The 15,265-nt window shown below is 51.3% G+C and carries 9 protein-coding genes; 3 read left to right on the forward strand and 6 right to left on the reverse strand.

Translation table 11 applies throughout. The features are described 5' to 3' along the window. Positions 1 to 5: 5 nt before the first annotated feature. The 5 genes from BUC02_RS06695 to BUC02_RS06720 form a co-directional block, all read right to left on the reverse strand. Positions 6 to 2,798, reverse strand: a complete 2,793-nt coding sequence (locus BUC02_RS06695; RefSeq protein ID WP_073320431.1) for a TIGR02171 family lipoprotein — start codon at positions 2,796 to 2,798, stop codon at positions 6 to 8. A gap of 77 nt (positions 2,799 to 2,875) precedes the next feature. Further along, positions 2,876 to 3,973, reverse strand: coding sequence for an RluA family pseudouridine synthase (locus BUC02_RS06700; RefSeq protein WP_073320434.1), 1,098 nt, complete (start codon positions 3,971 to 3,973; stop codon positions 2,876 to 2,878). 112 nt (positions 3,974 to 4,085) lie between these two features. Further along, positions 4,086 to 5,831, reverse strand: a complete 1,746-nt coding sequence (locus BUC02_RS16545; protein ID WP_254794132.1) for an NAD(P)/FAD-dependent oxidoreductase — start codon at positions 5,829 to 5,831, stop codon at positions 4,086 to 4,088. Positions 5,832 to 6,000: 169 nt separating this feature from the next. Next, the gene (locus BUC02_RS06715) at positions 6,001 to 9,117 is read right to left on the reverse strand and encodes a right-handed parallel beta-helix repeat-containing protein (RefSeq protein ID WP_073320438.1); all 3,117 of its coding nucleotides are present in this window, start codon (positions 9,115 to 9,117) and stop codon (positions 6,001 to 6,003) included. After that, positions 9,117 to 10,874 (reverse strand): FecR domain-containing protein, encoded by a 1,758-nt coding sequence (locus BUC02_RS06720; RefSeq protein ID WP_073320441.1) that lies wholly within the window; start codon positions 10,872 to 10,874, stop codon positions 9,117 to 9,119. The genes BUC02_RS06715 and BUC02_RS06720 overlap by 1 nt, the downstream gene beginning before the upstream one ends. A 285-nt stretch (positions 10,875 to 11,159) precedes the next feature. Here BUC02_RS06720 and BUC02_RS06725 point away from each other — a divergent pair, with 285 nt between their 5' ends. From BUC02_RS06725 to BUC02_RS06735, 3 genes are read left to right on the forward strand one after another with little or no spacing between them, the layout of a single operon-like run. Then, positions 11,160 to 11,444 carry a hypothetical protein gene (locus tag BUC02_RS06725; protein WP_072797039.1) on the forward strand — a complete coding sequence of 95 codons (285 nt, stop codon included), beginning with the start codon at positions 11,160 to 11,162 and terminating at the stop codon, positions 11,442 to 11,444. Further along, positions 11,444 to 11,926, forward strand: coding sequence for an rRNA maturation RNase YbeY (gene ybeY / locus BUC02_RS06730; protein WP_083564456.1), 483 nt, complete (start codon positions 11,444 to 11,446; stop codon positions 11,924 to 11,926). Before BUC02_RS06725 ends, ybeY begins: the two co-directional genes overlap by 1 nt. Then, positions 11,926 to 13,275, forward strand: coding sequence for a hemolysin family protein (locus tag BUC02_RS06735; RefSeq protein WP_073320444.1), 1,350 nt, complete (start codon positions 11,926 to 11,928; stop codon positions 13,273 to 13,275). Before ybeY ends, BUC02_RS06735 begins: the two co-directional genes overlap by 1 nt. 115 nt (positions 13,276 to 13,390) lie before the next feature. On the opposite strand, the gene BUC02_RS06740 is transcribed toward BUC02_RS06735, so the two are convergent. Beyond that, on the reverse strand, positions 13,391 to 15,235 hold the full coding sequence (locus BUC02_RS06740; RefSeq protein ID WP_073320448.1) for a DNA topoisomerase IV subunit B: 1,845 nt from the start codon (positions 15,233 to 15,235) through the stop codon (positions 13,391 to 13,393). Positions 15,236 to 15,265 lie beyond the last annotated feature (30 nt).

Consider the following 15,265-nt stretch of genomic DNA (forward strand, 5'->3'; position numbering starts at 1 on the left):
AAAAATTATTCCAAAGTTCTCAATAGGGAGTCGAGACGGATAGACATTTTCGTTGCACCATCAGTTGATAGGTGGCCTGCATCTTGGGCCATCTCTTCAGGGTAGTCATGATCACCCATCTTATTTTCATCGACAAACATGAAGTTTGGGTAGGTCTTGCTGATGTTGTTTATTTCTTCAAACAGTTGCGGCATCTGGCTTCTTTGTAGACCGAATTGTGCGTAGCATCCTGTTGTCTTAAATGCGGGACTCTGGGGGAATTCTACGCCGATAACGGTGATGTTGTGCTCTGCCGCCTCTTTGATAATGTCTACGAGAAGGTCGTAGTTTTTATAATAAACTGTCGAATTCTTTGAGTACCACATGGAATCCCTCTTTATAGGAACATTTTCTTGTTCCCATCCCTTTGATGCGCTTTTCTGGAATCCCCGTGCCGGACGGAACTTTTGTGCATAGCTTTCCTGGCCAAGGGATTCGAAAGTCATGTCCAAAAGGTCCTGGGGGATGCCGTCAATCCAAAAATTGTGGTTTTCATCATAAATGTAGCCGGGAAAATTCTTGTATTTTGAATAAAAGAAGTTGTAGTCGTTGTCATGGTACCAACGGTCAAGATCCATAGAAATGATGATGTATTTTAGCTTTTTGAAATGTGGAACGACATAGTTGTGGAAGATGTATTTGGAACCGTATTTTGTGTTTTCCGAATTGGCAAGATTGAGAACGAAAAAGGGCTTGTTGAAGTAGAGCGGATTTACAGCGAACATGGCTCGGGAACTTCCCAATACAACGACGTTGGCTGTATTCATGTACTGCCAAAGCATTTCCATTTTATAGCGCCATTGTACAGCGACGTAGTTGCCTGAGGTGTTGTAATAAACGCCAGCGCTGTCCGGGTCAAGGTGGAATGTCGTGTCGTTCTCGGTAGAATCTTCTGTAGATGGAATAGTCTTTTGAACTTCTTTAAGCCACAGGCTCGGATGCCACAGTTCTTCGCTTTCGACAATTTCGGTAGTGGAGCTGTCTTCTGGATTGACGATGGCAATCTTTGTGTGGGCGCCGTTTGCATTGGTGAGCGTTGCAACGACAACGGATTTATCGCCGTTGGTAGCCCATTCTGTATGGTCAAAGGTGTAGCCAGATGGCGCCTTGATGGATTGAATCAATTTGCCGGTGCTGTCTGCAATAAAGACCCGTTGATGCGTTGCGTAGGTTTCGCCTACAAATTCCTTGCCTGGTTTTCCGGCGAAGTCGAGGAATGCGGTGCGCTTGGTTCCGTCTTGAGAAAGAGACACGTTGCAGGCCTGGGCGGAATCGTACCAAATAACATCTTTCTTGGCGACGCGGGCGCGCAGGATTCTTGCGCCAGAGACGGCGAGCGTATTGTCTTCGCTGATGCCGCCGTGGTATGCTCCGTCAAAGAGCTTTTGTGGGGTGCCGAATTTGCTGTTCGCAAATTTTACCTGCCAAGTCGAATTGCTCTTGAACATTGCTTCGTCCTTGTTGTTCCCGGCGTCGTTTACGTAGACGATGACTGTGTCGCCGTTTCCAAGGACTCGCCAGCGGGGAATGGCCGCACTTTTAACATTTAACTTTATCGGTTCTGATGGAATTTCTGAGTCGAGGCTCTGTACGTAAACGGAAGAAGTCCCATTGATTCCTTCGTAGCCGGTGCTGAAGGCGACCCATTCTCCGTCAGGAGAAATTTCGGGGTGGTAGGCGTTAATTCCCTTTGTAATCTCTTTAACGGAAAGTGTTCCGTTACTGTAGTCCAGGTAGGCGATGTTTCCGCTGACATCGTTGCGGAAAGTGAGCTTTGCGTTGAAAGTCCCAATAAGATTCTTGATGGCTTCTGACCCGACGAGAGATGTCACGATATTGGAGGTTGATGCTCCATCGTCGTTCATCCAAAGAGCGTCGGGGATGCTTCCGAATGCTAGACGAAAACCGACGTATTCGGCTCTTGTTGAAGACGTGACTGTGTAGACATCACCACGGCTGTAGGGGTTTAGTTCTTTTGCTGAAGAAGAGTAGTTTCCTCCTTTGACAATTCGCTCTCCCATGTCTCCGCCATCGGGAGCTCCTGCGTAGTTGGTGACGGTTGTGTCGCGGAATAGTCCGAGCCAGTCGTTCACCCATTCCATCGCGTTTCCTGCCATGTCGCAGAATCCGGCAGAATCTGTGCCGATGCTGCAAACAGGGTGAAGCTTGTATTCAGAGTTGCTGTTGTTCCAACTTTTCTTTACATCCCAGGCTCGTGTCGCTGCGTAGACCCATTCTGCTTCGGTAGGGAGTCTGTAACCATCAACATTTGCATGAAATGCGAAACCTTCCAGGTTCGTGCAGTGTTTTTCCCCGTCGAAGAGCGCGCTTCGGTAGGTGTATACCGTATCGCGTTTTTCAAGTTTGCTTTTGGCGTTGGCATATAGCACTGCATCGTAGTAGGTAATATCGGTGAGGGGGAGACTGTCGTTTTCACATTTGCCGAAGGTCTTGAGTTCTGCTTTTTTGGCAATGCTTGCGTATTCGCCACAAGTGACTTCATGAATGTCCATGTAAAAGTCGTAATCAAGAGTGACTTTCATGGCGGGGCGTTCGTTGGCTTTAAAAGATTTGTCATTGGTTCCCAGCATGACTTTGTCGCCGGAGAGACGAAGCATTCCTTCGATTTCTTGAGTAGAATCCTCGGTTGTGTCAACGATGGGCAAAACGGCCGTCTCGTCTACGGGAGGCGTAAACGATTCGCTGTTGCTACAAGCAACAAAATAGAGGGACACTATGAGTGCCAAAAGAAACTTCATATTTTCTCCTTAGACCTCCCGATCCCTTTGTAAAAGTACAAAAAAAATTTTGGAGGTGGAGAAAAGCCTAGAAGTTCTTATCGGTGTTCGTGGCGGATTGGCTTTAGCTGGTCCACGACGCTTTGCAGTTCCTTGGGGAGCGGACAATCGAGTACGATTTTGTCGCCGTGCCAAGTGAACTCCAGTCGGCAGCTGTGCAGGAACAATCGGTTGAGCCCGAGCGTCTTTTTGACTTCGCGGTTGAGGGCGAAGTCGCCGTAGCGGGTGTCGCCGAGGAGCGGATGCCCGATGCTTGCAAAATGCGCGCGAATCTGGTGCATACGGCCGGTTTCGAGCTTGATTTTTACCAGGTCGTAGCCTTCGTAATGCTGTTTGACTCGGTAGTGGGTGATTGCCTGCTGGGCATCCTTGCCGGTTTCGCCGACTTTCATTTTGCTACCCTTGGCGGCGTCGGTGCGAGTGAGCGTTTCGTTTATGGTTCCCTTGTCTTTTTTGAGGTTGCCTTTGACGAGCGCGTAATAGAATTTGTCGACTTCGTGTTCGCGAATCATGCGCGTGAAATCACGGAGCGTGTCGCCGTGGAGGGCGGCAATGATCATGCCCGAGGTTTCCTGGTCGAGTCGGTGGGCTATAGTGGGTTTGAAGTCGAGCCCTTCGCGGCGGCCCCATTCCCACAGATATTCTACGAGGCTCTCGCCGGGGCGAGTGCCGGAACCTGGCTGGCTTGCAAGGCCCGAGGGCTTGTTGACGATAACGTAATCTTCGGTTTGTATAATGAGGTCAAGTTCCTTGGCGCCCCAAGAAGCGTTTCTTTCGTCTCTCGTCTTTCGTCTCTCGTCTGTTTTGCCCCAGGTAGACTTGGCTTTTGCGAACCCTTCTTTGTAATCCGAATTCCGAACTCCGAATTCCGAACTAGCCTCTCTCTCGTCTCTCGTCTGTAGCGAGCTAGCGAGCGTTCTCTCATCTTCGCTGACTGACTTAAAATTCTCATAAATGCAGACGGTGTCGCCTTCCTGCAACATCTGATTTGCCTTGCCCACGACTCCATTCACGCGGACTTTCTTCTTGCGGATGACGGCGAAAAATACCGACAGCGATTCGTCGGGGAATGCCTTGCGCAAAAAACGGTCGAGGCGCATGTTGGCAAAGTTGCGGTCAATGACTCGGGTAATCATAGGCTAACCTGAGGTGTGGGGTAAGAGGTCGGCACTACGTGCCTTTGAGGTTTAAGGTGCATTGGCTTTAAGCGGAGTGACCTCAAAGCGAATTTATGAGCGAGCTCATTGCTCATACCAATTTATCCTTTTTCGCGTAGTGGGCGAGGCGAACGCCGTCGGCAGCGCTGGTGACGATTCCGCCGGAGTATCCGGCGCCTTCACCGAGCACGAATAGGCCCTTGGTATTCACGCTTTCAAGCGTTTCGTTGTTGCGACTCATGCGCAGCGGGCTGCTGGTGCGGGTTTCGGGGGCGACGATCAGGCCTTCTTCGATGAATCCGGGAATCTTCTTGTCAAAGTTCTGGAATCCTTCGGCGAGGCTCTTGCAAATGGTTTTGTCCATCCAGTCCCACAGATTGCTCTGAACGAGTCCGCAGGGGTAGGTGGATTTCGGAAGCGATTTGTCTTCTTTGTGGGCGAGGAACGCCTTGATGGTTTGGGCCGGAGCGGCGTAACTCTTGCCGCCGACCGCGTAGGCGTCGCTTTCGATTTTGCGCTGGAATTCAAGACCGCCAAAGAGTTTGTCGCTGGCGGCAATGGGCACGGCGATGGCGCCGTTGGCGAAGGGACCGTTGCGGCGGCTGTAGCTCATGCCGTTGGTGGCAAGGGTCCCGGGCTCCGAGGCGCAGGGCACCAGGACGCCACCCGGGCACATGCAGAAACTGTAGGCGCTGCTTGTTTTGTTCAGTGTCGGGGTGGCGAGAAAATATTCGGCGGAACCCGTGAGCTTGGTGTCTACATTCAGGCCGAGCTGTCGCATGTTGATGAGCGCTTGCGGGTGCTCGACGCGCACGCCCATGGCAAATGCCTTGCTTTCGAGTGCGACGCCACGGGCGTGGAGCATTTCGTAAATGTTCCGAGCAGAATGCCCGACGGCGAGCACCAGCGCTTCGCAGGGTTTCCAGTAGGAATTCGATGATACTGTATAAACGCTGCGCTGGATCCCGTCACTACACTTCGTTTCGTTCCAGGATGACGTTGCGGAAGACTGCCTTGATTCACTCGGACTAACTCTTGTGATGGGGTCCTTGGATTCTATCGGTCGGCCATAGCCTCGCTCCAGAATGACATTCCTCAATTTAATAGCGCTTATTTTTCCTTGCCTAATTTCGATGTCTTCAAGCGCTGTGCTAAAATGAATCTTGCCGCCGAGCCTTTCTATTTCTGCGCGCAGTTTCCGCAGCAATAAAACGAGTCGGTCCGTGCCGATATGCGGCTTGGCGAAGGTCACGACAGATTCGTCGACTCCGAAGTCCACCATGTCGTGTAGAACCTGTTCCACGAACAGGTTCCGGGTGCGGGTATTCAGCTTTCCATCGCTAAAGGCCCCCGCACCTCCTTCGCCAAAAAGCACGTTGCTGTAGGCGTTGAAGTTGCGGTCAACAAAGAACCGACGAATATCGCGGAAGCGCTCTTCGACGCATTTGCCCTGCTCGTACAAATCAACGGCAAAACCCTTGCGCAGCAAATGCAATGCTGCCCAGAGTCCGCTCGGGCCGGCGCCAATCACATCGACATGGCCGGGCATCGCAACGCTGTTTTTCTGCGGATCGGTCTCTAAACTTTCTTTGTCACGCGTGGCCGCTACAAGCCCTTTGGCGTGATTCCCCGTGGCGCGTACTTCGCGCTTCAAGTCAAAAATCACATTGTAAGACCACTTGGGGTCGCCTTTTCGGCGGCTATCCAACGAGAAACGCTCCACCTGCAAGTTGAAAATCTCTTCGGGGTGCAGGCGGAGTTCCTTGGCCAATGCCTCGCGGTACTTGCCTTTCTTGGCAAGCGCGACGCTTAGTTCTCTGTAGCGGTAGGTGAACATCACCCTATAATGTAGAAAAAAGAGCTTAGAGCTTAGAACTTAGAGCTTAGAACTTAGAACTTAGAACTTAGAACTTAGAACTTAGAACTTAGAACTTAGAACTTAGAACTTAGAACTTAGAACAATCTCTTCTCTCTAAGTTCTACCAACTAAGCTCTGCCAACTATTTCTAGAACACGTAGTTCACGCGGATGCCGGCGTAAATATCCTTGTATTCGTCGCTCAAGTTGTCCGGACGGTAGTAAAGTGCCGTACCCGTATACCAATCGGTGCTCAGTCGCTTGGAGTGGTTCACGCGCAGATTCACGTTACCCAGCACATCCGTTTCGGTCTCGTCTTCGCTAATGCCGTCTTCTTCCCAGTCAATGGTCATGTAACGGAATTCTCCAGAAAGCCCCAGAACCAAGAATCGCTTCAGGAAGGAAATTTCGAGTTCGTCGGAGACTGTAAATTCGTGTTCGGTCATGTCGTTACGTTCGTAGTTCTTGAAACGCGGCGTAAATCTGAAACTGTTCTGCACGCGCTTTAGAGTCGTCGTTGCAGAGAGCGGATAGGCGTGTTCAAAGTAGTCAGCACCGCCAAAGTAGTAACCCAGCTTGGCCCAAGTGGTGTTGGAAAGATCCATGCCGCTAATCAAGGCGTCCTTGTAGAACTTGGAATCGTCGCTACGGAGAATCCAACGTCCGCCGGCTTTGAATGTGGTGCTGAAGCCGCGAATGGTCAAGTCCAAAGCCCAAGTGTTCTTGTAGATTCTTTCCTGGAATTTGGATGCGAGATAGTCTTCACCGGAAAGATTCATGTAATCGGCCCAGCGAGCGGAATCCAACACGGTGGTTGTTTCGCCGTCAATGATTTCGGTCGTAGCTCTGCCCTGGCGAGCGGCAAACCATCCGTCTCTATAAATTCCGTCTTTCAGAATGGGGTCGGCGTGGAGCTGGTAGGGGCGGTATTGGGTTCGGTATTCCAGATTGTAACCGACACTCACGTCTACGTTCTTGCCAATCTTGAAGTCGTTGCCCAAAGACCAGTTCTGAATGTACTTGGTTCGGCCGTAATCCAGCTCATGTTCTTCAACCCACTTGGAATCGTTGCTATTGAAGAGTCCCCAGCGGGAGCCTTCGCCAAGGCCAAACAAGTTTGTCTTGTCGCCATTGGCTGCGTTTTCGATGTTGAGCATATAGCCAAAGTTGAGCGTCCAGAAGTTGGTAATTATCTGTTCGATGTTGCCGCCGAATTCACGCGTGTCGGCGAGCTGGTCCGGAGAACCGGCGCTGTAGTAGTCTTCGCCCACATACTTCAAGTGGCCAGAAATCGTGGTCTTGTAAATGTTCCAGAAAAGTGATGCCCCGATGGCGAAATTCTGGCTGCCCCAATTGAGTCCCATTACGCGGTCGTTGTCGCGGTCGCTGTCGTATTCCTTTTTCAAGTTCTTGGCTTCACGAATGAGGGTGCGCAAGGAATCGCGCATTTGGCTGCGGTTAAGAGTCGTGTTGCCGCCGAAGATTTCTTCGAGCTGGGCGAACGAAAGCGAATTGATCTTGTTCTCGTTAGCCATAAGCTGGCGGAGCACCGTCATCGATGCGGTGTTGATTCCGGCTTCGGTAAACACCTTGTTGATGGCGCGTTCCCTGTAAACGTCTGCGGTGTCGGCGCGGCCAACGGCAATCTGACCATTCAGTTCGATGTTGCCGGGGTAGAACAGCCAGTTTCCATCGGCGAATACGGTAAAGGATTTCTGCAGGGGCTCGCTTGTAATCGAGCTTCGGCTTCCGCCATCGCGCAGCAGAGGATTGTGAATTTCATCGTCGGCATAGATCGCGCCGATGGTTGCGTCAAAACGGCGGAGCGGCGACCATTTGATAGATCCGCCATAAGCAAGGCGCTGAGCCTGAGCTTCGCCTTCGTCAATGTAATTCTTGTAAATATAGGGGTGACGCTCGCCAATCAAGTAGGGCTTGCGGTTTTCGCCGAAGAATCCGCTCAATTCCAGCAGAGGCTGGTTCACGTTGTTCTTGAGGAGCGAAAGCGTGTAGCCGGCACCGAAGATGGGAAGGCTTGCCATGTATGTCTCGCCAGCGGTCTTGGTAAAGTCGCCCAGGATGAGCTTGTTGTAGCTGTCTGTGTAAGTCAAGGTAACCGGAATCGGTGAGAATCGGTTCCACTGGTCACCGGTGTAGTCACCGCTGAATTCGATGGACTTGCCGTCCGGAGACTGCATCAACAAGTAAACGCTTGCTTCAGTACCGAAACCGGGAACTTGGAAGATGTTCTTGTAACGGTTCCCGTTGCGGTCTTTGCGCATAAGGACTTTGTGGTAGTAGTTGTTTACCATCACGCTGCCCATGACATTCCAGGACTTCGGTGCTTTGGCGTCTTCCTCTTCTTCTTTTTGGACGAGCAGGTCGCCGATTTTGTCGTTTGCGTCAACGGCACGACTTTCGACGCCCGGAATTTCGGGGCTTGCGGGCAAAGTCTGCGCGACGCCTTCGTAATCTTTGTTGAAGTCGGTCTCGTTTCCGTTAATGCTTTCGATAACGTTCTTTTCAAGAACGTCGCCTGCGCTTACACCCACCGTGTTCTTGCTGACCTGGGTATTGTCAAAGGTCAGTTGACTGTTGCCCATGTCCAAGACGGCGTAGGAGTTGTTTTCGAAACTGGAAGATTGAACATTCGTGATGGCGAGCTGTGCGTTGTAAAGGGCGACCTTGTTGCCGTCGAACTTTACGTCGTTGATATTCATGTCGCTGTAGCTGTCGGTATGGACTGCGGCGCCGTCATTTTTTTCAAAAAGGCATCCGCTGATAGAAACTTTTGAGTTCTTGGCATAGACGCCACGGCTTGAGGTGTTCGCAAACTTGCTGAATAGAATGGTTGCGGAACTGTTTTCGACCGCAATACCGTTTTCTGCACCGCTAATGCTTGCGTTTCTGATTTCAGATTCTTCACTACCGGTAATGAAGACACCTTTCCAGCTGCCGTTCTTGGAATCGCCTGCTGCCGAGACAAATTCGACTTCGTTTTCGCTTGTTCCTGCCGCGACAAACTGTCCCTTGACATAAAGGCCGGTACCCGGAGCAAACTGCAACTTGACACCCGGTTCTATCACGAGCACCTGGTTCTCTTCGACAGTCAGGTTGTCGGTCACCACGTATGGGGACTGTTCTACCCTGATAAATCCGTGAACGTTGCCGCTGAGCGGGGTGTCTTGAGCTAGGGAAGCCGGTTCTTGTGCGTAAACCAGGACGGTTGTCAGAGCGATAATTGAAATGAGATGATTTTTTTTCATTATTGCACCGTGTATGGTTTGTTCGCAGTAAGAATTTCACCGCTCTTCAGGGTGACGGTAATCTTGACCTTGGTCGAAGTGCCATGAGGGAGCTCAATCTGCTGGTCAATCCTGTTCGACTGCAAATCGGTGCCGCGGAGTTGAATGTGGTTCCCGGGCAGGGTGATATCAATTTGCTTGATGTATGTCGGATCGTTTTGAGGCAGGTTCTTGACCGAGAACGAAAGCTGTCTGTGAATCTTGGTATTTATACCTCTGGGCGGTGGCGGCACGGGTATGTATTCCGGTTCTTCGCCACCGTCAATGACAATTTTTGCGTTCCTGAGGGGCGGGTAGCATTGCAGTCTTTGTTTCAACTCAACCTTGTTGCCGGCGAGATCTTCCACATGGAATCTGTACGTGTGGATGCCGCTGGTCAGTTTTTCGTAGAACTTGCGGTCGCTGTCAAAGTAGATTTCCTTTTGGGCGACGTTATCGATATACAGCGTGTAAATAGCCTTGTCGCCATCTGTTTGGCCTAAGGCAAGTGCGGCCTTGCACTGGTTGGCGTAAAGTGCGAGGGTAGGCGGAATCAGGTTCACAGTCTTGCAGGACTTAACCACTCTGATGGGTACTTCTACATTCTTGTTACCATTTTTAGATTCAAAATTCACGTAGAGGGTATTTTCGTTCCAGTTTCCGTTTTTGTCGGACACGGGAATGGAATGCAGGAATCGTCCTTTTGCACTGAGGGGCACAAGGTTTTTAGAAGTGTACTTGCCGAGCGTAACTGTGAGGACTGCGTTCTGGTCGGTGGTGTCAAATACACCTTCGATGGTAATCATGGCGGGGTCGCACACTTTGATAGGCATGCTGGACATAATGGTCAATAGAGCCTGGTCTCCTGTGGTGGTTGTGTCGCTTGAGCCTGCGAAATAGGTGGTTAGCAGACCGCACTGCATAGTGTTGGTGGGGTCGCCTTCATAGAAACAGGTGAATGGAACCTTTTTTTGACCGATGGTGCTGGGGTCCCATTCGACGGGTAGCAGGAGTGCGTTTCCGTTGGAACGCTGCGGTTCGCCGAAAATACGGATGTACGTACCTTCGGAGCAGGTGGCTGAAATGGTCTGCTTGGCAGAATAAACGATATCGGGGAGGGGGTCGATATGGCAATTGATTTTTGCCCTCAATTCTTTCTGCTTTTCGGAAATCTTCTTGTCTGCTTTTTCGGCAGCCTTGCGGATAGCGTCTGCAGAAAGGGTTGTGTCGGTCAAAACGGCGTTTAGTTCCCTGAAGAGTTCGCCGTTTCCGGAAGATTCCAGGTCGACAACGATAGCAGCGTCCTTGCAGTAAAAGATCGTCTGGCCGCCAGTGATTGCATAAGTCTTTTTTGTCGTGCTGATTTCAAAGTCCAGGTTTCCTGTTGAAAGAGATGCGATTTCACATTTAGCGGTTTTGCCGATAAAGCCATCCGTACCGCGGATAGCTGCCGTGGCGATACCGGTCTTGAACTTGATCTTGTTCTTGGTTTTTGCTTGCTTCTGCACGTCGAACTTCATGCTACCGCGTTTGACTTCGGTGATGAAGTTGTTTTCGCCGTCTTCAAAGGAAAGCTTGGTAATGGTAACGACGGTGTTTTCTTGAACATTGAAGGAACTGCCGTCCGGAAGGCCGATAATTACCTCGGATTCCAGCTTGGTGATGATGTCGTCGCGTTCCTTGACGTTTTTGGCTTTCTTGAGCTTGCTCTTATCGGGATCGCTGCTCTTGATGACCATTTCGGAGCCACTACGGAGTACGAAAACTTCGCCTACGGCATAGTGAACTCTACCCGATTGCGATTTAGCGGCAAAAGAAACCCCAACTAGGATGGAAAGTAGGGGGGCTATAAGCCTAAAAAAACGTGAAAAGGACATAAAGCCTCGCTTTAGTGTAACATCCCATCGCAAATATATGTATTTTTTTTAGGCCCGATACAGAATTGTATATTCGGGGTAACAAGACTGTGACTTTTTTCAAAGTTTTTTGGAAGAAGGTCAAAACCTATAACTACAGGACTAAATATGGAAGTTGAAGAACTGACCGTTGCCTATAGCGATGAAGATACCGGTGAAGAAGTCATCAAGGAAATCGGCAAGGAAATCCTTTCGAAGGGTGCGTGGCCGACCGTGATGTTCTTTTACCAGGAACGTGACCCGAAGTCCGGTGAATTTACCGAACCCAAGGTGTCGTTGCGCCGCTACCGCAAGATGGCGGGCAATTTCAAACCCCAGGGCAAGTTCAAGATTACGGGCAAGGCCCAGGCCGAAGCTATCATAGACGTCCTCAAGAAGTGGTATAACATTTAATGCCAGACCCTGCTAGTCGAAAGAAAAAGTATAATATCGAGTTCCTTTGCGAGGGGGACATCGAGGCTTTTCCGTACAAGGACAAGTTCGAAAAGATGGCTCGCAAGCTCCTTGCCGAAGAAGGCAAGGAAAAAGACGTGAACATCGTGCTCTGCACCGACGAGTTCGTGCGCACCATGAACCGCGATTACCGCGGGCTCGACAAGGTAACAGACGTTCTCTCGTTCGAATGGAAAAACGAACTCGGTGTCGAAATCCCTGAAGACGAGGCCATGCTCGGCGAAATCTACATCGCCCGCGAGCAGGTGCGCCGCCAGGCTCCCGAATACGGCAACACGTTCTATGCCGAAATGAAGCGCGTGATTGTACACGGGCTTTTGCACCTTTCGGGCTACGACCATATCAAGGCCGCCGACCGCAAGGTAATGCGCAAGCGCGAATGCGAATTCCTGGGACTTGACCCGTACAAGGAAGGTGCCTAATGGAATCTTCTGAAAGTTATGCCGTCGCGTTCCTTGTTGTATTTGTCCTGACATCGTTCTCGTTTTCGCTGATCAAGGCTGCCTTTAGTGCCATTTACGCCAAGCGCGATGCCCGCGACCGCGAAGGTCGCGAAGAGGTGGTAGCCTCGTTGGTGGAACTGCCTGGCTTTAACGAGACGATTTCGATCGGCCGCATTTTCTGTAACGTGGGTGCGGGCGTTCTTGGCTTTTACCTGTTCCAGATGATTCCCTGGAACTGGGTGCAGGACTACTGGTTCTTGGCTTTTGCCGCCTACTTGGTGGTCGCTTGCATCGGCATTTACACCATTACGGTATTCTTGGCGAATCTGCTCGGCAACTTGAAACCGGACACCTTTGCAGTCGTGCTGATTCCGCTGTTCAAGTTCATTCGCCTGCCGTTTGCACTGCCGGCAAAGATTTGCCACTTGCTGTTCGTGAAGATTCTGAAGGGCCTGGGCTACGATTCCAAACTCAGCTTCTTGCCCGAAGAACGCCGCGACGCTGTGCAGGCGCAGGCTGACCTTTCGGACGAGGCGGACCCTGATGCCGAAGGCCTGGAACAAGAAGAACGCCAGATGATTCTGAACATCTTCGACTTCGTAGAAACCCCGGTGCGCGAAATCATGACGCCGCGTGTGGATATGTGTGCGGTCGAAGTCGGCACCCCGCTCGAAGACTTGGTGAAGGTTTTGAATACGGAACGTCATTCTAGACTCCCGGTGTATAAGGATACGGTTGACAATATCGTCGGTATTCTTTCGAACCGCGACTTCTTGGAGTGGTACACCGAACACCGCGACGAACCGTTTGATATCATGAAACTCGTGATGCCGCCGGTTTTTGTGCCGTACCACAAGAAGATTGACGACATGCTCACCGAACTGCGCAAGACGGGTAACCAGCTCGCCATCGTGGTCGATGAATATGGCGGAACCGCGGGCCTTGTCACGCTCGAAGATATTCTCGAAGAAATCGTGGGCGAAATCAAGGACGAAGACGACGTGGACGAAGATGAAGATGTGCAGCGCCTCAAGGACGGACGATTCATCCTCGATCCGGTTATTACGCTTTCCGATTTGGAATACAAGCTTGGCGTAGAACTCGAAGCTCCCGAAAATTCCCACGTGGAAACGCTTTCGGGCCTGATTCAGGCAACGCTCGGCATTATTCCGTCTCCCGGCGCTGAAGTCACTATCAAGGGTTACACCTTCCGCGTGCTCAAGATGGACGGCACCCGTATGGAAAAGGTGCTCATGATCCAGCCTGGCAAGGGCAAGACCAAGAACGTCAAGGCTGTGCCTAGAACGCAGGCTTTCAAGGTGGTTTAGTACTGAGTCATGGGCTCGGGGCCAAGCCCCTTAGAGAAAAAAGCAGCATTTTAATGCTGCTTTTTTCATAGACTGATTCCGAACTCCGAAATCTGAACTCCGAAATCCGAATTCTCTACAGTTCCTCGACTGCTTCGGCGCGGAGGTTCTGCACGATGTGGTCCTGACGCTGGGGAGTGTTGTTGCCCATGTAGTAGGCGAGCATCTTGCCGAACGAGGCATCGGGCGGAAGCACCACCGTTTCGAGGCGCATGTCTTCACCGATGAACTGGCCGAATTCTTCCGGAGAAATTTCGCCGAGACCTTTGAATCGAGTAATCTCGAGACCGGTCTTGCCGATTTCCTTGGCGGCTCTGTCGCGTTCCACTTCGTCGTAGCAGTACTTGGTCACCTGCTTATTACGCACGCGGAAAAGCGGCGTCTGCAGAATGAACAGGTGCTTCTGTTCCACGAGTTCGGGGAAGAACTGCAGGAAGAAGGTCATGAGGAGCAGACGAATGTGCATTCCGTCCACATCAGCATCGGTCGCGATAATCACCTTGTCGTAGCGGAGGTTTTCGAGACCGTTTTCGATATCGAGCGCGTGCTGCAACAGGTTGAATTCCTCGTTTTCGTACACGACCTTCTTGGTCATGCCGAAGCTGTTCAGCGGTTTACCGCGAAGGCTGAATACGGCCTGCGTCTGCACGTTGCGGGCCTTGGTAATAGAACCCGATGCAGAGTCACCTTCGGTAATGAAAATCATGGTTTCGCGGTTCAAGGCGTTCTTCGTGTCGGTCAGGTGAATCTTGCAGTCGCGCAGTTTGCGGTTGTGCAAGTTTGCCTTTTTCGCGCGGTCGTTCGCAAGCTTCTTGATGCCCGCGATTTCCTTGCGTTCGCGTTCGTTCTGCGTAATGCGGTTTAAAAGAGCCTTTTCAGTTTCCGGATTCTTGTGTAAGTAGTTGTCGAGCTGCGAGGCGACGTAATCTACAATCCAGGTACGCAACTGGGCGCCGCCTGGAGCGACCGTCGTCGAGCCGAGTTTGGTCTTGGTCTGCGATTCGAAAACCGGTTCCTGGATGCGCACGGAAATGGCGCCGATAATGCAGTTGCGCACGTCGGCCGGGTCCAGGTCCTTCTTGAAATGGTCGCGGGCGCCCTTCACAATACCTTCGCGGAAGGCCTGCTGGTGCGTACCGCCCTGGGTGGTATGCTGGCCGTTTACAAAGCTGTAGTAGTGTTCGCCGTACTGGTTGCCGTGCGTAAAGGCGACTTCGATATCATTTGCCTTAAAGTGGACCACCGGGTAGCGGATAGAATCGTCCACGTGGTTCTGCAACAGGTCCAAGAGTCCGTTCGGGCTGTTGTAGGTCTTGCCGTTCATCACGAGCGAAAGTCCGTTGTTCAGGTAGGCGTAGTTCCATACCTTTTCTTCCATGTAGCCCGGCAAGAAGCGGAAATTCTTGAAAATGCTGGCGTCCGGTTCAAAGTAGATTTCGGTACCGTTCTTTTCGGTGGTGTTCTTCTCGCGTTCTTCGCGGACAAGCTTGCCCTTGCTGAATTCGGCTTCCTTGACGCGGCCGTCGCGGAAACTCTTCACGATGAACTTGGTCGAAAGCGCGTTCACCGCCTTGGTACCTACACCGTTCAAACCTACCGACTTCTGGAAGGCTTCGGAGTCGTACTTACCGCCGGTGTTAATCTTCGATACGCAGTCGATGACCTTGCCCAGCGGAATGCCGCGGCCAAAGTCGCGCACGCGGGCGCTGTGGTCTTCGATATCAATAATAATCTGCTTGCCGGCACCCATCACGAATTCGTCGATGGAATTGTCGATAATTTCTTTCACCAGCACGTAAATGCCGTCGTCGGGGCTGTTGCCGTCGCCGAGCTTGCCGATGTACATACCCGGACGTTCACGGATATGTTCGTTCCATTCCAGTGTTCTAATGCTGTCTTCGGTATACTTTGCTGCTGCCATAGTAATTAGAAACTCTCGTTAAAATTTTTG

Origin of the sequence: Fibrobacter sp. UWOV1 (genome assembly GCF_900142495.1) — a bacterium.
GTDB lineage: Bacteria > Fibrobacterota > Fibrobacteria > Fibrobacterales > Fibrobacteraceae > Fibrobacter.

Bases quoted from the DNA above. Each gene is read 5' to 3' on its own strand.
- BUC02_RS16545 (WP_254794132.1), bottom strand. From the start codon at position 5,831: ATGTTCACCTACCGCTACAGAGAACTAAGCGTCGCGCTTGCCAAGAAA.
- BUC02_RS06725 (WP_072797039.1), top strand. From the start codon at position 11,160: ATGGAAGTTGAAGAACTGACCGTTGCCTATAGCGATGAAGATACCGGT.
- BUC02_RS06740 (WP_073320448.1), bottom strand. From the start codon at position 15,235: ATGGCAGCAGCAAAGTATACCGAAGACAGCATTAGAACACTGGAATGG.
- BUC02_RS06720 (WP_073320441.1), bottom strand. From the start codon at position 10,874: ATGGTCATCAAGAGCAGCGATCCCGATAAGAGCAAGCTCAAGAAAGCC.
- BUC02_RS06735 (WP_073320444.1), top strand. From the start codon at position 11,926: ATGGAATCTTCTGAAAGTTATGCCGTCGCGTTCCTTGTTGTATTTGTC.
- BUC02_RS06700 (WP_073320434.1), bottom strand. From the start codon at position 3,973: ATGATTACCCGAGTCATTGACCGCAACTTTGCCAACATGCGCCTCGAC.
- BUC02_RS06695 (WP_073320431.1), bottom strand. From the start codon at position 2,798: ATGAAGTTTCTTTTGGCACTCATAGTGTCCCTCTATTTTGTTGCTTGT.
- ybeY (WP_083564456.1), top strand. From the start codon at position 11,444: ATGCCAGACCCTGCTAGTCGAAAGAAAAAGTATAATATCGAGTTCCTT.
- BUC02_RS06715 (WP_073320438.1), bottom strand. From the start codon at position 9,117: ATGAAAAAAAATCATCTCATTTCAATTATCGCTCTGACAACCGTCCTG.